The organism is Vibrio sp. OPT24 (assembly GCF_015163545.1).
GTDB classification, from domain to species: domain Bacteria; phylum Pseudomonadota; class Gammaproteobacteria; order Enterobacterales; family Vibrionaceae; genus Vibrio; species Vibrio cyclitrophicus.
Window position 1 is genome coordinate 771,389 of sequence record NZ_JADDYI010000053.1, and the last position, 20,971, is coordinate 792,359.

At 43.6% G+C, this 20,971-nt stretch carries 17 protein-coding genes; 8 read left to right on the forward strand and 9 right to left on the reverse strand.

Translation table 11 applies throughout. The annotated features are described in order from the left end of the window. Window positions 1–80 precede the first annotated feature (80 nt). Entirely contained in the window at window positions 81–1,316 is a 1,236-nt protein-coding gene (locus tag IQO02_RS17170) for an acyl-homoserine-lactone synthase (RefSeq protein WP_016767888.1), read from the forward strand. Further along, window positions 1,309–3,918 carry a quorum-sensing autoinducer 1 sensor kinase/phosphatase LuxN gene (luxN, locus tag IQO02_RS17175; protein ID WP_016799457.1) on the forward strand — a complete coding sequence of 870 codons (2,610 nt, stop codon included), beginning with the start codon at window positions 1,309–1,311 and terminating at the stop codon, window positions 3,916–3,918. The genes IQO02_RS17170 and luxN overlap by 8 nt, the downstream gene beginning before the upstream one ends. Before the next feature lie 112 nt (window positions 3,919–4,030). Here the strand turns inward: luxN and IQO02_RS17180 are convergent, their stop codons facing one another. Continuing rightward, window positions 4,031–4,306: a hypothetical protein gene (locus tag IQO02_RS17180; RefSeq protein ID WP_010431347.1), complete on the reverse strand. Its 276-nt coding sequence runs from the start codon at window positions 4,304–4,306 to the stop codon at window positions 4,031–4,033. A gap of 274 nt (window positions 4,307–4,580) precedes the next feature. After that, window positions 4,581–5,507: a LysR family transcriptional regulator gene (locus IQO02_RS17185; protein WP_016792245.1), complete on the reverse strand. Its 927-nt coding sequence runs from the start codon at window positions 5,505–5,507 to the stop codon at window positions 4,581–4,583. 129 nt (window positions 5,508–5,636) lie between these two features. Here IQO02_RS17185 and IQO02_RS17190 point away from each other — a divergent pair, with 129 nt between their 5' ends. Beyond that, a complete protein-coding gene (locus IQO02_RS17190) occupies window positions 5,637–6,425 on the forward strand; it encodes a hypothetical protein (protein WP_010431353.1) in 789 nt (262 codons plus the stop codon). 111 nt (window positions 6,426–6,536) lie between these two features. After that, window positions 6,537–8,048: a DUF1214 domain-containing protein gene (locus IQO02_RS17195; RefSeq protein ID WP_016798917.1), complete on the forward strand. Its 1,512-nt coding sequence runs from the start codon at window positions 6,537–6,539 to the stop codon at window positions 8,046–8,048. A gap of 180 nt (window positions 8,049–8,228) precedes the next feature. Here IQO02_RS17195 and IQO02_RS17200 read toward each other — a convergent pair whose 3' ends face one another. The 7 genes from IQO02_RS17200 to kduD all read right to left on the reverse strand — a co-directional run bounded on the left by IQO02_RS17200 (window position 8,229) and on the right by kduD (window position 16,344). Beyond that, entirely contained in the window at window positions 8,229–10,235 is a 2,007-nt protein-coding gene (locus IQO02_RS17200; protein WP_016767882.1) for a heparinase II/III domain-containing protein, read from the reverse strand. Between the two features lie 9 nt (window positions 10,236–10,244). Further along, window positions 10,245–11,669, reverse strand: a complete 1,425-nt coding sequence (gene uxaC, locus IQO02_RS17205; RefSeq protein ID WP_016767881.1) for a glucuronate isomerase — start codon at window positions 11,667–11,669, stop codon at window positions 10,245–10,247. Window positions 11,670–11,828: 159 nt separating this feature from the next. Next, the gene (locus IQO02_RS17210; protein WP_016791079.1) at window positions 11,829–13,595 is read right to left on the reverse strand and encodes a sodium:solute symporter family protein; all 1,767 of its coding nucleotides are present in this window, start codon (window positions 13,593–13,595) and stop codon (window positions 11,829–11,831) included. A 405-nt stretch (window positions 13,596–14,000) separates the two neighbouring features. Further along, a complete protein-coding gene (locus IQO02_RS17215; RefSeq protein ID WP_016789899.1) occupies window positions 14,001–14,639 on the reverse strand; it encodes an RpiB/LacA/LacB family sugar-phosphate isomerase in 639 nt (212 codons plus the stop codon). Window positions 14,640–14,711: 72 nt separating this feature from the next. Next, on the reverse strand, window positions 14,712–15,032 hold the full coding sequence (locus IQO02_RS17220; protein ID WP_016784295.1) for a cupin domain-containing protein: 321 nt from the start codon (window positions 15,030–15,032) through the stop codon (window positions 14,712–14,714). 7 nt (window positions 15,033–15,039) lie between these two features. Next, window positions 15,040–15,564, reverse strand: a complete 525-nt coding sequence (locus IQO02_RS17225) for a YgjV family protein (protein WP_016784296.1) — start codon at window positions 15,562–15,564, stop codon at window positions 15,040–15,042. A gap of 18 nt (window positions 15,565–15,582) precedes the next feature. Further along, window positions 15,583–16,344, reverse strand: a complete 762-nt coding sequence (kduD, locus tag IQO02_RS17230) for a 2-dehydro-3-deoxy-D-gluconate 5-dehydrogenase KduD (RefSeq protein ID WP_010431375.1) — start codon at window positions 16,342–16,344, stop codon at window positions 15,583–15,585. A gap of 246 nt (window positions 16,345–16,590) precedes the next feature. Between kduD and kdgR the strand changes: the two genes are divergently transcribed. The 4 genes from kdgR to IQO02_RS17250 all read left to right on the forward strand — a co-directional run bounded on the left by kdgR (window position 16,591) and on the right by IQO02_RS17250 (window position 20,919). Next, window positions 16,591–17,376, forward strand: a complete 786-nt coding sequence (gene kdgR / locus IQO02_RS17235; RefSeq protein WP_010431377.1) for a DNA-binding transcriptional regulator KdgR — start codon at window positions 16,591–16,593, stop codon at window positions 17,374–17,376. A gap of 292 nt (window positions 17,377–17,668) precedes the next feature. Continuing rightward, window positions 17,669–19,000, forward strand: a complete 1,332-nt coding sequence (locus IQO02_RS17240) for an MFS transporter (protein WP_102282487.1) — start codon at window positions 17,669–17,671, stop codon at window positions 18,998–19,000. A gap of 123 nt (window positions 19,001–19,123) precedes the next feature. Next, window positions 19,124–20,005, forward strand: coding sequence for a DMT family transporter (locus tag IQO02_RS17245; protein ID WP_010431385.1), 882 nt, complete (start codon window positions 19,124–19,126; stop codon window positions 20,003–20,005). Between the two features lie 128 nt (window positions 20,006–20,133). Beyond that, on the forward strand, window positions 20,134–20,919 hold the full coding sequence (locus IQO02_RS17250; RefSeq protein ID WP_016767874.1) for a phytanoyl-CoA dioxygenase family protein: 786 nt from the start codon (window positions 20,134–20,136) through the stop codon (window positions 20,917–20,919). The last annotated feature ends 52 nt before the right edge of the window (window positions 20,920–20,971 follow it).

Genomic DNA, 20,971 nt, shown 5'->3' on the forward strand with positions numbered 1-20,971 from the left:
TACTAAAATTAGTGCTCGTAAATCATGACTCGTGCAGACCAAATAATAACTATTATATAAACCTAGGCTAAGTTAACTCCATGAAATTAAAGTTGTCTTTAGACTCACTGTTGGCTAGCAGTCTGCCTATCGAAAAGAAACAGCGAACGCTGATCGAGATCATGCTCAACGCCTATCTGCCTCAAGAACGTACTGTGCTTTTCCAAACCATTACAGACTATCGCAGAAGCCAATTAGAATCGCTCTTCCCTAAACATCAAAACAAAAGCTTATCTGTATTATTTGAATTGATGAGCTACCGCGATCTCCTACAACGATATCCAAACACTTTGTCGATAGAAATGGCTTCGCTGGAAGCCATCGTTGGCCACTGTTATAAGCATTGGTTAGATTTTTGGTGTGAATGTGAAATTGCCTGGATAAAAGCAAAGGCACCCATCGATGTGAACGAGACACTTCATGTAGAACTACCTATCAAAGACAGTGCTTATTACGGTGCAATTATTGAACAGATAGAAGCTTCTTCACTTGTGGTACAAATACCCAGCCACCCTCAAGCCATGCCAATCTGTGATGCCATTGCTTTATGCAACCTTGAGGTTTTCATCAAAGGTGAGAAATGGTTTGAAATGTTACCTTTACTGCACCTATCACAAACAGGTAAACACTTTGTCTTACTCAAACATCCAACTGGTGAAGTACACACTACGCTGGTCTCATCTGCCTTAATTCAAGATTGGTCGAAGAATGAAACATGGCTAAGTTACGCGCCACCATTTAGCAATGAACAATGGCAATACTGTTTACCTAAGCAGGGTTACGATGATTTAGCAGGATTACAACTTTTCACACCACCAAAACTGCCGAAATGTCATTCTCTCGTAGAATTTGATAATCACTTCCAGTTACAATTGTCTGACAAAAACGCTGTGTGTGAAGTGTTGCGCTTGACAGTAAGTGGCAATACTCAACAAAAACTCTATTTTCTCTACCTTGCTCAGAAAGAATTGATGAATGCCTTACATCAAATAGAGTACAAAGTCGGCTTCACTATTATCGAGCAACCTTTCATGCTCCAATTTTATCAAGCTACCGATCCCAAAGCGTATTTCCATTCTGGATATTGCGAGTTGAATGACGACGGTACAACCATTTATCGTGGGTTCTGGAATTTCGAAGTGATGACCAAAGTATTCAATAACACCGATTTTCGTCGCTACAAGCGCACAGTGCGGGACAATAGAAAGCTCAGTTCTATAGAAAAAGTAAGCTCAGTAGATAAATCCAGTTCAGTAAAAAGAGATGAACATGTTTGATTTCGGCCTAGAGGCGATCGCTTATGCCAAAGCAATAACGCTCCTAATGACGGCAGCAATCGTCGTAATGTGGTTGCTCTACTATTGCTATCGCCTTAAACAAAAAAGAGAAGTAATCGCAGGCACGCATCATGTACCTTACATTGCTTATTCCGTCTGCATCATTGCTTGGATTGGTAGCAATGCTTATTTCCATACTGAGTTGTTACCGGAACTTGGCGCTTCGGCCGCTGTGTTTGCAGCAAAATTTGCCAACCTTGCATCTTTCTTTGCGTTTGCCTTCGCCTACTACTTCTCGTGTCAGCTCGCAGCCGAGCAACGCAATGGCAAAGTACACTTATGGCAACAAGCCATTTTCGTCAGCTCATCTGTCTATTCCCTGTTTATTAATTTAAGTCCAGGATTAACCGTTGAACACGTCGATATTACCGGCCCAAGCCAATTCGTTATTGAGTTTGGTCCTCATACGCCATACTTCTTTATCGGACTGGTGAGCTTTGTTGTCCTAACCTTAACCAACCTTGTCGCTATGCGAACCAATAGCAGCAAACTCATACTCGCCAAGACAAATTACATGATTGCGGGCATCTTAGTTTTCATGCTTTCAACTGCGACCATTCACCTTGGCATGACCTACTTCATGCGTGATTTCTCACTGACCTGGCTACCACCTGCTTTATCGATTAGTGAGATGATGTTCGTTGGTTATGCCCTGCTTACTTCACGCTTTTACAGTGTGAAATACCTCGCTTATATGAGTCTCAACGCGCTGTTAGTCTGCGTGATTCTAGTGATACCTTTCGGTGCAATCTTCATCCCACTGACCGATGACAATCAGTGGCTAGTAGCCATTCCTATCTGTGCGCTGATAGGCATTACTTGGCATGTACTCTACAAACGCGTGAGCCACTACGCCTCCCTCTTGGTTTACAGAAACAAGAAAACGCCAGTACAACAAATCCTTGCTTTGGAAGACGATTTCAAACTTTCGATTGATGATGCGATGCGTCGTTTAGGTAACCTGCTGCAGATACCAGAAGACAAACTGCGCCTCGTCAATAGCAACTACAACGAGACTTTTTACGAAGAGTACCTTTCAACCAATAAGTCCGTATTGTTATTCGATGAACTTTCTGAAGAACTCGATTACTCAGAGCCTACGAAAAGCTCTATCAAGGCGCTTTATGACAAAATGAGCTCGAATAACACCGCCTTGGTTATGCCTCTATTCGGCAAAGGCCAGTCTGTTTCGCACTTATTGATATCGTCACACAAGAATAACGACCAGATGTTCTCTAATGAAGAGATCCTAGCACTGCAAACCTTATTAACTCGTGTGCAAAGTACCATCGAAGCCGATCGTCGTATTCGCCAAAGCCGAGCACTAGCTAACTCGATTGCTCATGAAATGCGTAATCCTCTCGCTCAAGTACAATTACATTTTGAAGTGCTAAAGCAGCATATTGATAACCAAGCACCGGCTAAACAGATATTACTCGATATCGAGAATGGCCAAGCGGCTATTCAGCGTGGGCGTCAGCTGATTGATATCATCTTACGCGAAGTCAGTGACAGTTCTCCGGAGCACGGTCCCGTTACCATGACCTCTATTCACAAAGCGGTGGATCAGGCGGTAAGCCAATACGGTTTCGAGAATGAGAAGATTATTGAGCGAATTCGTTTACCACAACATGCTGATTTTGTAGTAAAACTCAATGAAACCTTGTTCAATTTTGTCATTTTCAACCTGATACGGAATGCGATCTATTACTTTGATTCTTATCCAGAAAGCCAAATAGAGATCAGCACTAAAGCCGGATCATACGAGAACGTTCTGATCTTCCGAGATACAGGCCCGGGCATTGACGAAACCATAGCTCACAAGATCTTTGATGACTTCTTCTCTTATCAAAAAAGTGGAGGTAGTGGACTAGGATTAGGTTATTGCCAACGCGTGATGCGTTCATTTGGCGGCAAAGTTGAATGCCACTCTAAACTTGGTGAGTTTACAGAATTCCACCTTTACTTCCCTGTGGTGCCAAATGCACCCAAAGCAGATGCGCTTCGTACGCCTTACTTCAATGATTGGAAAAGTAATCAAACCGCAACTGAAAACAAAACCAACGCCAAGGTTAAGCCAGATAACCAAGCGGAAACGCAACATTCAGAACCAACAAGTACAGTAACCCCAGAAAACCATTTGGCTCCAACCGTGCTTATCGTCGATGATAAAGAAGTACAACGCACGCTTGTTCAGATGTACCTGAGTCGACTTGGTGTAAATAGCTTACAAGCCAAAAACGGTGAGAACGCCGTTGAGCTGTTCAAAACACACAAGGTCGATTTGATCTTAATGGACGTACAAATGCCGATAATGAATGGTTTTGACGCAAGCCAAATCATCAAGGCACGCTCTCCTCAAACGCCAATCATTGCTTTGTCCGGCGAATCAGGACAGAACGAGTTAGATATGATCAGCCAGTTGATGGATGGTCGCCTAGAGAAACCAACCTCTTTGAATGCACTGCAACACGTGCTCGATAACTGGCTTGATAAAGGCTGGGCGTCAAATGCTTCCAAAGAAGCCGAAGGTGAAGAGTAGATGGCTAATGACTAATGGCTAACAAGTTAATCAACGACTGATAAAAAATCCCCTCAAGAAAGGTTCTTGAGGGGATTTTTATTTGGGGATATTTCAGGAATTAGAAGAAATACTAAAGCTCTTTAATCTCGATCTGACGCAGCGTTTCCATGTACTCCAAAGTTTCATCCACATCGACTGGCTCATATAAGTGCAACACTCCCGCCCAGCCTTCAGACACTTCAAAATCATAAGCTTCACCTGAGCCACAGTTAAATGTCACTGACACCGTGCCATCACCGTTATCACGCATGGACTCGCCCGACGCATAGAAATGCTCAGAATCAATCCAACCGTCCGCACCATAGGTTGTCAAAGAGTAATAACCACCACGCCCTACAAAGTCCAAGTTTGGTGTTGGAATCCTCCATTCTTGGCAGCTTATTGTCTATAGTGAAACAGAGCGACGTATTATTCCCATGCTCAAAGCTACTGGCCAATTCGCTTTCAAATGAATTTTCCTTTGTGCAGTTTCCTCACATGCCCAACATGCCAAATGGCGACATAGGCATGACTATCGGGCGTAAACATCGCAATCAACCGAAAATGCGCTGGTTGGAATCATGTATCGAAGAGGTATTCAGAGGCTAGGGCCTCTAAAAAGTAGAAAACAAAGCTCGCCCTTACTGGTGATTAGCCTCTGCCATCGCCGTTTCAATCAAATCCAGCAGCCATTTGTATTTAGCTGAATGTTGGTTTTTCTTATGAAGATAGGCGAACACCTCCATCTCCTCGGTTCCCTCTTCCAATCCCTCAATCGCGATTGAGCGCAATACACCTTTATGTTGTTCAATCACAGGAGGCATACAAGGGGCGATAATATTAGAGTGCTTGATCGTTTCAATTAACCCAACGATAGAAGTCGTCCGAAGCGCCATGTTAATCGATTTACCTTGGCTTATGACTTCCTCTTCCAATCGCGAGTGCTTGTTTTGGTCGAAGTAAGCGAGGTCAACATGAGCGAAAGGGAACGCCAACAAATCATCAATCGTTGCGATGGACGCCTTGAAAGGATGACCTTCTCTTACTGCCAGTACAAACTTTAAGGTCACGAGAGGTACGGCAATGATCTCAGCAGGCAAATTCTCAGCTTCGAAATGAATGACAAAATCAATCTCATCACTCTTAAGTCTTTCTAGGGAATTTTGGGAGCTAGTATGGCTTATCAGTCTTGAAAATGGACTTTCTACTGATAGCTGATGAAACAGTGCGGGAGTCAACCAAGGCAGAACATGAGGATTCGCATCAATTTTAAAATCTCCACTGAGGTCCACGGGATTAAACTGTTTTCCTTCTTCTATCGCCGTGACCAATCCATCCAATAACGGAAAAACGCGCCGATACAGGTCGTCCGAATAAGGCGTGGGTAAAAACTGCTGATGGGACAGCACAAACAATTCTTCACCTAAGGATTCTTTAAGTTTCTTGATGCTTTGGCTAACTGCAGGTGTCGAGACAAACAACTTCTCAGCCGCTTTTCTCAAGCTCTTTTCCTGATACACCACCACAAACACTTTCAATAAGTTCAGATCGACATTGTTCAGTTTCATGAGACACCATAAAGCATTACTTAACGAATGGTTAAGTTTATATGAATTAACTTAACAAAGTCCACTTTGTATAGTTATCCCACCTTCACGAAGTACACGGATGTAGTGAGATAACTCTATGAGGCAGCTATGTTATTACAACGTTCGATCCTTTCTCTAACCCCTCTTTTGTTGGCTAGCGGTGCTATCGCTGAAGAAACAGAAGTTCAAGATATGTCAGACCCATTGGCGGTCTACACACAAGCCGGCTTCGGCTACACCGACAAGGGCTTAAACCTAAAAGTTGGACAAACCTACGACACTGGTAGTGATACAACCATGGGCATGAATGTGTTCGAAATCAAAGGTATCGCTGGTGAGGCTATTGGTTGGAACGGTCGAGATGCAGACGACAGTATTGATTCCATCCGCTTTAGAAACTTTGGTGTAGACCTAACTAACGGCCGAGGCACTCAGGTTGATATGTCTTGGGATTTCGATAGCAACCAAGGCAGTGCGTCTTACAGCTTTATTCAAGCATTACCACAAATGGGCATGTTTAACTTCTACCCGCTTGCGGGTGTCGGTGTTGCTGCAGGTGAAGAATTGGTTGAAGGCACTGGAGGCAATCTCGACGCCGATCAGCTTCGCGACCGCTACAACATGCACGGTACTTTCTACGTCGCAGGTATGTACGCCAAGATGCAACTGACTGACAAGATTTGGCTGAACTATAACCCAATGTATTTAGGCACAATGTCGGGGTCTTCAACATTCAAAGATTTTGGCTTTGAGGGCAGTGATTCTGTACTCGCACATGAGTTTGCAGCGAGCTATCAGATCACTCCAAGAGCCAACGTTCGTTATTTCGCAAACTGGACTGAAAACACCAGTATCGAAGACGGTGATCACCGCATCGAATTTAACTATCAGTTTTAACTAAACATTTCTAACAAAGCAGTTTTAACTGAGCATTTCTAACGAACGGTTTCAAATTCAGCGAGAAGCTTCAAATAAAAAAAACAAGCTTCGAATTTTTGAGGACACAACATGAACATTTTATCTAAAGCAATAGCCGGCACTCTCACTTGCCCACTACGATCGACAGCGATGCTTGTTTCTGTAACGGCCTTGTTTTCAGCAACAGCGATTGCAGGAAGTGATAACCCAACAGAAACTCTTCAAACACGCGCGGGAGACTTCACTTTCGAAACCGACTTTCTTCACGGTATTCCAACACAAGAAAGCTCAGCACAATTGTTTGAACTGATGGACTATCAGCGTGCGTCACAAGCTTACATTTGGTCGGTACCTTTAGTTTCAAACTACGCATGGAAACAAGCCTATGCTGATATGGGTGCTGAGGACGGCCAAATTACTTATGTTGAGTCTCACGAATCTAAGCTAGGAGGCTTAACTTACAACACCTCTACGCCTTACGCGATTACTTGGTTTAACGTAGAGAAAGAGCCCGTTGTTATAGAAATTCCCACAGATGAATTGCGCGGCGCAGTACACACCATGTGGCAAATTGGTATTTCTCAGATGACAGAGCCAGGCGTCTACGTGGTAAAAGCCAAAGGAGCAGAAACACCGAGTAATCTGCCAAAAGGCGCTAAGGTATTTGAATCGGATACCAACTACGTTTTCTTCGGTGTTCGCTTAATGGCAGAGTCAGATAAGCAACGTATGAAAGACTTAGAGGCTCTCAAAATTACAGACCTCAACGGTAAGCCACTGAGTGATAACGGCGTAAACTTCCCTGAGCGTGGTGAAGATGCCAAACACCCAAGAGGCATGGCATTTTGGAATACGCTGAATGAAGCCATTCAAGCTGAGCCGGTAGCAGAGCGTGATCGCATGATGCACGACATGCTACGCCCACTGGGTATTGAGAAAGACGAAGCATTTGCCCCATCAGCTCAGCAGCGTGACATTTTAGAGCAAGCTGTCGTCATGGGTGAAGCTATGGTTAAGAACATCGACTTCAACAAAACGGAACGCTTGCCACACGCAGCTTACGGTAATGAAGGTAATTCGTGGGAAATAGCAACCGCTTCGACTCCGAACCAAGATCGTGACTACGGTATGGATCTCGATGGACGTGCGGCTTGGTTTTATGAAGCGGTGACCAACGATATTGCCATGCACGGTTTTGAAAACGGCGGTTGGGGTCAGATCTACCTAGACAACTACCGTGATGACAATGCAAATGGGCTTAATGGCAGCAATCACTATACTTTGACGTTGGATGGCGATGTTAATTTCGCCGATTTGTTCTGGACGATCACTGTTTATAACGTTGAGAACCGCGCCATCATCGACAACGACATTGAGCGTGCCGATGTAGGTTCAAACATCGAAGGAACGGTCAAAGACGCACAAGGTAATTACACCTTCCACTTCTCGCCAACTAAACCAGCAGGTGTGAATGAGGCTAACTGGGTGCAAACCCGAGAAGACGAAAACTGGTTTGTTTACTTCCGTGCCTACTCACCAAGTAAAGCGTTTGTAACGCAGCAGCCAGAAACCTTATTGCCTAACTTCAAGCGTGTGAACTGATCATCAAAAGCGAGTCACATATGATCTGTTCACGCCACAAATAACTATCAGGCTTACAGATCAAAACAAAAGAGGAGCCTCAGGGTTCCTCTTTTTTACTTTGGCTAAATAGTAAAAACTAAGGGAATCGTCTTAGGAACCTAACCCAAGGTGAAGAGTCGATGGAAAGTAGCTAACAAGTTAATCAGCGACGAATAAAGTAACACCCGTTTCTTGGTTAATTGAAATGGATTGCGCTACTCCATTTCTTATCAACCTTAGACTGATAACATCCGAGCACCACTCGATATCAGAAACTCGAACCTCATCGTTTTGCGTCAAATTATGTACCGTGGCAACTTTAAGAACCGCTTCTTGGCTACGCAAAATCGTGTAAGCTAAATCACTGGTTGCAGGGTTGTCTGGCGCATACCCCAACAACAGAGTCGCTGAACTATCCGTTATCAGCTGCTGATTAAATTCGGTTTGTCCATCAATCGAATAACGTAAATTAGTGGACGCTTTAAGAGGCATCTCATGGCAACTCGTCATTCTTGCTAAAGGCCCATCTAGTGGATTGTCGCAACCTTGTGCCTCTGCCAAAGCACAGTGTTGTCCTCTGATATGCCAGACCAAATCCAACTGTTGTTGGTGAGGATTTTCCGCGGTATTGAATTCAATCGCCACATCCCCTAACCACAGAATTTGACGACGAAACACAACGTCTTTGTACGCGGCTAAATCCCACTGAACAATAGTATGGCTATCGACCGTCGGTAACTCACCACACCAATCTGTTTGTGTGTCTAACCATTCGTAGGACTGTTCTTTTACAAACGTATTCACCTGAGGGTTGGCTGGCGGTTGATTCTTCTGATTCACCGCCAAGGTGTTGTGCGTCACCGTATTTTTATAATACCCATAATGCAGTTCAGCACCGTACCCTGTTGTTCCCAAGTCAGGCAAAATTTCTTTACCATTTCGAGTAACGATCATCCCTAGTCGATCATAGTGATCATGCTCACCACCATACGGAGAGTGCTTAATTAATAGCATGTTATCGTGCTCTCGATCGTGCATGATCGTGACGCCTGATTGTTCTGCATGAATAGACTGGCACATGAGCAGCTCTGCCACAGGTAATGCATCAACACCGTACAACAGTGCGTCGATATTGTTGCGTGGCTTATCTTGATAGATGCTCTGCAACGCCGATGCAAATAAAGGGTCTCTGAACTCACGATACCCGAATTCGAACAAGTGGCTATGAGTTAACTTCTCTTGACCCGCAATACAGTCGTTCAGACGTGGAAAGTCACCCGTATTGATGAGTAGCTTGAGCGGGAACGCCAACATGGTATGGAAGTTTGGTACCGATTGTAGTGAGTACTCTGTTTTACATGCCATTTTTTCGAAATTCAGAAGTGCTTGTAAAGCGTAGTAATGATAATGGATAGAACCTTCAAACCATAAGCCCTCCCCCTTTACACCATACTCTAACTGATACTTCAAGCCATAAGGCGTGCTCACCGCAAAGTCGATGAATTTTCGGTCACCAAGTATCAAGCCTATCACACCAATAGTCGCAGAAATTTTCATTTCATGGTTATGCAATTGATCAGCTCGATGTTGCATCAGGAATTCAGCGCCTTCGCGTAACAAGCGCTGTTCAATAAACAATTGCTCTTCGGTATTCAACTGATCTTTAACGAAATCATAGCCTCGGGCAAAATCAATATTGCAATTCGCTTCGCAAAGAGTCTGCGCGTTTGCTTTGCCTGGACCATTGTATGGAATACCGCCATGTTCTTCGTAATTCGGGTAGTATTCAGCATAACCTAATAAGATCTCACGAACTTTTTCGAAGTATTTGCGGTCTTGAGTAATGTGCCAAAGCAAGCCTAGGTCATTACACGCTTTCGAATTGAGCCCATTAAGCCAACGCCACCATGCTCCGTCATAAGGTTCCCCAGTAAGCACCTCGCCATCAACAGGGCATACATGTTCAGTGGGTCGGTCTCTATCCCAACTTAAGCGAACCCCATGCGTGGGGCAAAAATAATATAAATTCCATGTTGCGCGGGCATCAGGTGGAACGAGAGTGTCTGAAGTAAGCACAACCTGATTATCTTGAATAATTTGTTCGATTATCTCTTGGCTGGCATTTTGACGAATGACCGCCATTTCCTGAGAGGTAAACTGCAGCATAATGGATACCTATACTAAATCTTTAGATGGATGAAAATTGAAGTATTGTTTGGCATTTTGATAACAGATATTCTCGACACTCTGTTTAAGCAAAGGCTCATCATTCGGTAATTCCCCGTCATCGACCCACTTACCGAGTAAGTTACATAAAATGCGACGAAAATAGTCATGACGAGAGAGTGACAATACGCTGCGAGAGTCGGTTAACATTCCGACAAAGCGTCCTAGAGCCCCTAAATTTGCTAGATCTTGAAGTTGTTTTTCCATACCCGCCTTATGATCGTTAAACCACCACGCAGAACCAAGCTGGACTTTACCTGGCTGCGCATCACTGTCTTGAAAGGCGCCTATGATTGACCCAAGCACTGAGCTATCTTTCGGGTTAAGGCTATATACGATAGTCTGAGGGAGTTGGCGGTCTTGATCTAACAAACTCAATAAATGACTCAGGTTTTCTGCAATTGGGTTGTCACTGATAACACTGAAACCCGTACCGCCACCTAGATCATCAAAGCGCCGCTTATTCACATTAATTAACACTCCAATATGAATTTGCATCGACCAACCATGCTTATGATAAGCCTTGCCAAGCACTTCAAAAACGGCCGTCTTAAACTGCGAGATTTCTTCACTATTCAGCGCATCACCACGTTTGACCTTTGCTATAGCTTGATCAAGTACATCAGGGTGATAGTGTGAAAAATCTACAACTTTTAACCCTAAGTCAGATAATCGACAGTTATGCTGGGCAAAATAGTCCACACGAGACGTTATTGCTTGAGCGTAGCTTGCAAAATCGACGACATTAATGTCAGTGATGAACGCCAGTGAATTGAGTGTCTTTTGAAAATTACTTTGATTCTCTATTTCAATCAGACTGTCAGCACGAAATGTCGGCAAGACTTGTACAGAAAATTCTGAACGATTCAGTTTATCGTGATAACTCAAATCGCTAAGTGGATCATCCGTAGTGCACAAGGTATCGACTCGACTCTCTTTAAGCAGGCTTTGGAATCGGTGAGACTCTTGGCTGAGTTTTTGATTACAGTGTTGCCAAATAACCGCGCAATTCTCTGAGTTGAGTAGTAAATCGAGACCGAAGTATTTCTTAAGCTCCAAATGACACCAGTGATACAGCGGATTGCCGATAAGATACGGCATGGTCTCACACCACTTTTGAAACTTTTCATAATCACTCGCATCACCTGTGATGTAATACTCATTGACTCCGTTACTTCGTAATGCACGCCACAAGTAGTGATCGCAACTCAACCAAGCCTGAGCAATATTGTCGTATTGATGGTTGTCATAAATCTCTTTGGCATCTAAGTGGTTGTGATAATCAATAATGGGAAGCCCTGCCGCGTAATCGTGATATAAACGCTTGGCAGTGTCCCCCTGCAATAGAAAATCTTTATGTATGTATGAAGACATAATTCAAACTCTTGTAGAAAACTGTATTGATAAACTTTAGGGAAAAATTCATTCATGAAATTGTTTCCTAAAGCCCCTCTACGAGGTGGTTCATATAAGCCAGAGAGTGTCCCCTCTGGCCTATACCCTTGTTACTTTTACATGGCTAGCTATTGCCGATTACTTGGATGTAGACATTTCTAAACGAGGCGTTTTCCTCGCACTTTTCAATAACAGAGAACCCACAGTAACAATCACTGCGCCACAGAAGATAAAGGCCATGCGACCCCAGAACGGATTCGGGATTAGTACCATCGCCGTTACAAGTGCACCGAAAACCAGAATGAGTTTGCCTAGCATGTCGCGTTGTTGGCGATCCATTTCATCTTGTCCTTCCTCTTCGATAACAGGAGTCGCAACATCACTCCAAAACTCTTTAAGTTCTGTGTTTCGTTCACCCACTGGCTCTTTGTAGAACTTAGTTGTTAGACAGAAGAAACCACCCGTGATCACAAGGTGACCAATAACCCCAAGTAGAACTTTTAGGTCACTCGCTTCACGTCCTGTGAACGGAACTTCTAGGTTTAATAGATTGGCAACGACATCTGCTGTAAGCACAAAACTCACGATGTAAGACACCAACATGCCCACAGCCAATGTCGCCCAGGCTGCCCAGTCGGGCGTTTTCTTAATAAACATACCGAAGAATAACGGCACTAGAATCGGCATCTGTAACAGCGTACTTACGTACATCATTGCGTCGAAAAGGCTCAAGCCACGAAGAGAGTTAATGAACAGAGCCACCATGATGATCAATATGCCGAAGACCATAGTCATGAATTGACTCACTCGCATCAACTTCTTGTCATCCGCGTTTTTGTCTATGATTGGTGCGTAAAAGTTACGCACGAACACACCTGAATTTCGGTTTAGACCTGAATCCATCGAAGACATTGTTGCTGCAAATACAGCCGACATAAGCAGTCCCACCATACCAACCGGCATGACGTTTTCGACAAACACTAAGTAGACTGCATCCGCTGCTTTACTACCAAGTTCAGCCGCGTGCACAGTTGCCGCTTCAGGATAAATAATTGCCGTTACCCAAGGTGGTAAGAACCAAATTGCAGGTCCAATCAGCATCAATACAAACGCAAGGAGTGCCGCTTTACGTGCGTTAACAGAATCTTTCGCCGTTAAGAAACGATATGAATCTTGCATGTTGTTGATGTTTTGCAGCTGCTTAACGAACATGAAGATAAACCAAGATACGAACAGCAATGGATAGTTCATATCAGAGCCCATGACACTGTCGGCTGGGAATTGCTCGATAAGATTCGCTGGACCACCAATTTTTGCCAATGCAGCCACAGCACAAACCACCGTCACCGCCATGATCACAACCATTTGTACAAAGTCTGAAGCAACAACCCCCCATGCTCCGCCCAGTACTGAAATGAAGAGAACAATCAAGCCAGTCACAACGATCGTGGTTTCGATATCAACTTTAAACACAGCACTAACGAAAAGTGCGAGACCATTTAGCCAAATACCGGTGTAGACCACGCTTGTCGGCATTGTTGCCCACGTAAACACTTGTTCATTCGTTGCACCGAAGCGACGACGCACACCTTCAATAGGTGTAACAACACGCATTTGTCGAAAGCGGTATGAAAAGAACAACCACGAAAGTAGAAAGCCAAATGCGTTCGCCATAAAAATAACCATGATTGGGAAACCATCGGTAAAAGCTTTACCCGCAGCGCCAGTAAATGTCCAGGCACTAAACTGCGTCATGAATGCGGTAGAGCCAACCATCCACCACAACATCTTGCCTCCTCCACGAAAGTAATCACTGGTAGAACTGCCTGCAAAACGTTTGAAGATGACGCCAATCGCTATCATAAAGATAAAGTAGACACCAACAACGAGCATGTCGATATTCATTACGAACCCCTTTTCATTATTGTTCCGTTTAAGTGATTTAATTTTTAAAATACCGTTTCATTATTACATTAACGATATTTTATTTAAGGGTTTCCTGTGATTTTTGTGATCCAAACAATGCAAAAGTCATACAAATGAGATCGAGTTTGGATTATTGAGTTCTGCGCTTTTTAATTTAAAAAGATCATTGATGGATATTTAGATACATCGTGGCGAGAAGGGGCGAAAATAGATCAAGTAACCTAGGGGTATAGCGACCAAATTACGCGTCTAGGAGGTATACCAAGCCATGACTCAGGCGCCGATTGCTTTTGTATTAACTAAACATCAGCTATTAGTTATCCAAACTCCTGATATAAAAAAGCCAGCCTCATTGGGCTGGCTCTCTGAAATCAAGCGTTTCAATTAGTCCAAAAGCGAACGGACATAATCAGCAATTGCTTGGTTTTGGCAATTATCAAAGAAACACTGTTGGAAACGAGGGCTACCCACAGCAGTCTTCACTAGATCTTGATCGATAGCGCGCAGTGAATCAATAAAATTATCCTTCACTACCGCTGCTTTTACCTCATTAAGAAGCGCGGCATTGCGTTGTTGTGGCTCTGCTCGCTCTAACGGGTAACCTTGACCACGCTCACCTGTGAAAGCTTTTTCAAAGATGTAACGAACGTTCAGTTCACCAGCCCAACCAAAACCTTTCGCAAAAGCGAGCGCGATAGCGTTGCCGTTGTTGATTTGGTTGAACAAGAACGCATCAGAAGGTTCTAAACAGTAACCACAAACCACGCCTGGATGTAAGTTCAGCGACATCAAAGCACCTTGACCAGTGCCACATCCTGTCACAACAAAGTCAACAGCCTTTGAGTTAATCAGAATGCTCGCCATAATACCTAGATGAATATACGTTAAGTGGTGATCGTTCTCATCTGTCATTCCTAGGTTGAAAACATCGTGACCAAAACCACCAGCAACTGACTCTAGTTCAGCTGATACCATTGCATTTTTGCCTGCTTGACTGTTTTCCATCATTAATGCGATTTTCATTTACTTTCTCCCGCAGCATTACTGCAAATTTAAAAATTAGTGCTCAAGTGTTCGCTCTAAAAAATTTAGAGCTTAAACAAAGTCTTTACGCATTGGCGTAAAGTTATCAATTAATACGCCGGCTTCTAGGCAAACACAGCCATGTTCGATACCCGGCTCTTTGTACATAGTGTCGCCTGCGCGCACCACTTTCGTTACATCGCCAATCGTGAACTCAAAGGATCCCGACAAAACGTATGTGAGCTGCTCATGAGGATGGGTATGCAACGCACCAACTGCGCCTGTTTCGAAATGAACTTCTACAGCCATCACGTTCTCGCTATGAGCAAGCACCTTGCGGGAAACTCCCGCGCCAAGATCTTCCATTTTCACGTCTTCGTTATACACAAACATGTCGTTTTTATTCCTGTTGTTGCGGCGTAATTTTGCACTTGGCGTTATCTTGGTATAGACGAAAAATAGTAACGAGGTTAATCCCTATCACTGATATTTCCATCAGCGAGCCACCAATTGAACCAATAATCAGATTATTAGTTAGCCAGCATGCAGCTCCCAATAAAAAGCCGACTCTTAGTGCAATACCATTCAATCTAAATATTGAGTACGTTCCAATAATCGTTCCGGCTAAAGGCAGAAGTTGATACCAATACTGAGCAAAACCGATTCCGCTACCAACTGCGAGGGCAATAAAGAACCCTGCAGCCCACAGCGATTTTGTGTACATAGCAGTGCAAGTCCTGAGTGCTGAAATCAAAGCACCGATTGCCGATGTAATAGAACCCAATAATAAAAAGTGGATAAGATGGTTAACGTTCAACATCAACATGACCACTTTGAGCTTTTTGTCGTCCTTCTGGTAAAAGGTCGAAAGGCCCAGAAGGAAACTTAGTAGCCCTACAGCTTGTGCAACGATCTCGTTAACCATCTTATATTACAAAAATCGTTAGCGTGCTAACCATCCACCATCGACAGCAATGGTATAACCATTAATATAATCCGATGCAGATGATGCTAAGAACACACATGGGCCAGCGACATCTTTAGGTGTACCCCAGCGATCAGCAGGAATGCGCTCAAGAATAGCTTGGTTACGATCAGCATCTTCACGCAGTGCTTGAGTATTGTTGGTTGCCATATATCCAGGTGCAATCGCATTGACATTAATGTTATCGCTCGCCCATTCGTTCGCCATCGCGCGGGTGATACCCATTACAGCACTCTTAGACGCTGTATACGAAGGAACACGAATACCACCTTGGAAAGAGAGCATTGATGCGATATTGATGATCTTGCCGCCAGTACCTTGCGCTTTAAACTGCTTCGCAACCGACTGAGACATAAAGAAAACAGTCTTAGTATTGATGTTCATTACGTCATCCCAGTTTTGCTCAGAAAACTCAATCGCATCTTCTCGACGAATGATGCCGGCATTATTAACAAGGATGTCGATGCGACCAAATTCAGTCAGCGCTTTATCTATAATTCCAGGAATCTCTTCTTGCTTTAGAAGGTCGGCACGTACGTCTAAAAACGTATGACCCGCTTTATTCATTTTTTCAATGGTATCTACTGGCTCAACACGATTAACGCCCACCACTTTACATCCAGCTTCAGCCAAACCAATTGCCATACCTTGACCAAGGCCAGTATCACAACCCGTCACTATCGCTACTTTACCTTCCAGATTGAATGACTCTAACATCATGTTTGCTTCCTCAATTACGTTTAGTGTTGTGGCATTTCTGTAATGTCGCCCACTCGATTTAGTCATACAATAAAACATAAAATCATTGCTGACAATTATTTTTGAAACGACATTTCAAAAATAATTTCTACTTATCCTAAAAGTTTGAAGTTGATCGTTATCTTTTTTTATTTTTTTGAAAAGGCTTTTTAGAAATTACGAAAAATGGTATTTTGTCTTGATATTAGATAGCTCAAAGGAAGAAAAATGGAGAAGTCCACCCAGCCAGAAGCCGTTTCATCGGTATTAAAAGTTTTTAATATTCTTGAATCTCTGGGGGAACAGAAGGAAATAGGCGTATCAGACCTTTCACAACGTCTAATGATGTCTAAGGCCACTACCTACCGCTTTCTACAAACCATGAAAATGCTTGGCTATGTATCTCAACAAGGCGAAGCTGACAGATACTCACTTACATTAAAGATGTTTGAGCTTGGCTCAAAGTCACTCGAATGGGTTGATATGATCACAATCGCCGAGAAAGAGATGCGTGTGATTTCAGAAGAGACCAATGAAACCATTCACTTAGGTGCGTTGGACCATGGCTCTATCATCTACATACACAAAATCGATTCTAGCTTCGCCCTACGCATGCACTCACGCGTTGGTCGAAGAAATCCTCTGCATACGACTGCGATTGGTAAAGTATTATTGGCAGAACGTGACGAAGAATTCGTTCGCACTCAGTTGGCAGACGCCGAATTTGTGAAAAGTACAAAAAATACCCTTGAAAATGTCGACCAACTTGTCGATGAACTTAAAGCGGTTAAGCTACAGCACTTTGGCGAAGATAATGAAGAACAAGAGCCAGGCTTACGTTGTATCGCAGCTCCAGTTTACGACCGCTTTGGTACCGTAATTGCCGGTGTCTCAATTTCATTTCCTACTATTCGATTTGATGAAGAGAAAAAAGCTCACTATGTGGAGTTACTGCACAACGCAGGCAGAAATATATCCAAGCAATTAGGGTTTAATGATTACCCAATCAAATAATAAAAAAGGCAGCAATTATTGCTGCCTTTTTTATTACGCGTTGTCCCATCGATTACCAGCCCAAGAATCATGACAAGCCATGCTATGTGTAAATAGAAAGACTTATAGATCAGATAAATAGCTTCCACCGTCATCAGATCGCACGAAGACCTGCAAACCTATAACCCACCATGAACGATGTTCTCAAAGATCCCCTAAACCAGATATTCTAGGGATTTAGAAACAATCCCATGATTTAAAAGAGTAAAAGGGTTATACATAATGATGTGTTATCTAAATGACTGAAAATATCATGACGCTCACAGAGATCCTTAAAACTCCCAATGTCCGCTACTTCTTAATGTTTCGAAGTAGCTACTTTGCGCGTTTTTATTACCCTATTTTCACCCTACTCTATTTAGATTACGGCTTAACCCTGTCTCAGTTTGCCATGCTAAACGTAGTCTGGGCAGCCACCATTGTGCTTGCTGAAGTACCGTCGGGCGCATTCGCCGATACCTTAGGCCGTAAGAAACTGGTGGTGCTATCTTCGATTGTGATGTTTGTTGAGATCGCGATGATCGCCTTAGTGCCAACCGGAACCCCTAACTTGGTGTTCATTGTCTTTCTAATTAATCGGATTCTCAGTGGCTTAGCGATGGCACTGGCGAGCGGCGCCGACGAGGCATTAGCTTACGACACCTTAAAAGAACAAGGCAATGAAGAGTTGTGGCCCCGAGTGCTGCAAATCCAGCTTCGTGTCGCCTCAACTGTCGGTATCTTTGTCACTCTAATTGGTGCGGCGATGTACGATGTGAACTTTATGGCGAACATCTTTCATTTCTTTGGACTAGCGGAGCCAGAAAGCACTAAAGACCTGATGCGTATTCCCGTGTTCACCACCTTATTTGTTGCGACGATCGCCATCTATGCCGCGATTAATATGCGCGAAGAGAAAAAGGTGATGCCAAGCGACCAAACCAAATTAGCAACCACCATCGCAAGCCTCAAGTTAACGATCGATGCAGGTAAATGGGTATTTGCTACGCCTTACGTGCTGTTCATCTTGCTCTACTACAGCCTATTCGAACACACCTCGCGAATGTTCCTAACCATGAACAGCCAATACTATCTGGCCATTGATATTCCAATTATCTACTTTGGTTTTATTGGCGCGGGTATCAGCTTGCTTAAGATTATATTGGCAGGGCAAAGCCGAAGATTGGCAGAAAGCATCAAGCCCAAAACCTTTATTGTGTTCATGGGGTTAGCAAGCATGGCGACCTACTATTGGATCAGTTTAGGTTGGTCGATTTATGGCGTAATTCCCGCGTTGGTACTGATCTTTATCATCATGACGATGAACATATTCATTAGCTACCATCTGAACAAAAAGACGGAATCACACAACCGAGCGACCGTTCTCAGTTTCAAAGGCCTGATGTTTAACCTTGGGTATGGCTTGATCGGTATTTTGTATGCCTACTACTATAAATTGGTGTCTCAGAGCTACACCGCACAAGAGATAGAACAAAACCTCGACTTCTTAGCTTCACTGTCTTCGTTCTTCTATTACTTCACCTTATTGTTCGTTTCGATCAGCGTACTGTTCTATTTCAAAAACAAAAAAGGACCCATTTTTTGAAGGGGTTAGCTGTATTTTGTCGAAATTAAAGCTTCACCTCTGGCTATAACAAGACTAAGTCGCTTCTTATATTGGTATGGTTTGTTAGTATAATCATTAATTTATATAACACATGGAAGCGTCATGTCTTTTAGTTGGATAGCTTTTACTCTTCTTGCTGCCTTCAGCCAATCTTGGCGTAATGCATTTCAAAGCAAATTAAGTGGCACAATGAGTGTGGCGGGAGTGACGCTGGCTCGCTTTATTTGGGCTGGCCCTATTGCACTTATTTACCTATGCGCGCTCTATCAATGGCAGCCAGTCGCTGTTCCTAGTTTTTCCGGCAAGTTTGGCTTTTTTATCGTTGCAGCAGCCATTATGCAGATCCTCGCGACCGGTTTAATGGTGATGCTATTTAAACTCGAAAACTACGCGATTGGAGCCGGACTCGCTAAGTGTGAGGCTCCCGTTTCGGCAGTGCTTTCTGTGTTGTTCTTTGGTACCGCGTTAACGGTGACAGGTTGGATAGGAGTACTTATTGGCACGTTAGGCGTGCTAATAATGAGCAGCTCTTCCGGTTGGCGAAGCCTCTCTCCCAAAGTCTTTCTCTTAGGTATGGCTTGCAGCACAGCCTTTGCTTTAACGTCTCTTTGGGTACGTGAAGCTAGCTTGAGTATTGGCCTGCCCTTCCCTCATAGCGCCGCATGGGTGCTGTTTCTCGTCATTTCCCTTCAGACAGTGATTATCTGTACGTATCTTTTTTTCAGAGAACGCGACACATTGCGCCAGATCTTTACCAAGTCGAAACTGGTGGTAATGACAAGCCTAGCAAGTGTAATTGGTTCTCTTGGCTGGTTTAGCGCGATGTCACTTCAAGCCGTGCCTTATGTAAAAACATTAGGGCAAATCGAAGTAGTCTTTATGGTATTGATCTCTTACTTCTGGTTGGGGCAAAGTATTGCTCGCAAAGACATTCTTGCGCTGATCTTACTTTCTATCGCAGCTGTGTTGGTAATGTGGCAGTAGTTGAACTACGTCATACCGTGGTGTTTAATCATTCCCTCATTCCTTACTTGGTTGAATCACTACAGTCTGGCATTATGCGCTCGAGAAATCCGTGCACATTCACGGTATAGATAGCACGAAGGTAGTCAGTGTTAGAAAACAACCAACAATTAAGTAACCAATACGACGAGCAGGGTTACTTTGTTCTCAGAAATTATTTCGATGAAGCTCAAATTGCATCGCTTAGAAAAGTCGTACTTAAATTCCATGAATCGTGGAAGGCCGACAACGAAGAGTTCTATCAAGAAGAAGCGTTTAACTCGTCTCTAATTACGGGAAGCCAATATTTACCTACTGATGATAGAACTGCACTCTTTGATTTCATTAGCTCAAAAAAAGTCATGGATGTCGTTGATGCGGTAATTCCGAACAACCCTGCATTCATGAACACGCAACTATTCTTCAACCCTGTAAACCCGGAGCAGAAAGACTTTTGGCATCGTGACTGTCAATACGATTATGACATTGATGACCAGATGAGAGTAATACTAGAAACGCAAGTATTACACCTACGCGTCCCCTTATTTGATGAACCCGGAATGGAGCTCATCCCCGGAACACACAAGCGATGGGACAATGAAGAGGAATACAATGTTCGCCAAGAAGTGAATGGTAAAGAGAGCAGTGATGACATCTCTGGCGGGAAGCAAATACCGTTAGCTGCAGGCGACTTGTTGGTATTTTCGGCGGATATGATCCATCGAGGCCGATACGGGCTGGATCGGTTGGCTTTGGATATATTGATCTTTGATTCTGCGGCCGATTATGTAGACTACGTCGATGACGATTGCTTGCCAACTCCATCAATGTTGAACAAGTTTAACGATCCTAGATTGTTTATGAACACGCTACAGTTAAAATCGATGCTGTGCTAGCAATCAATTAACATCGCGAATTTTTAACAAACTAGAGTAGAGAATATCGCAC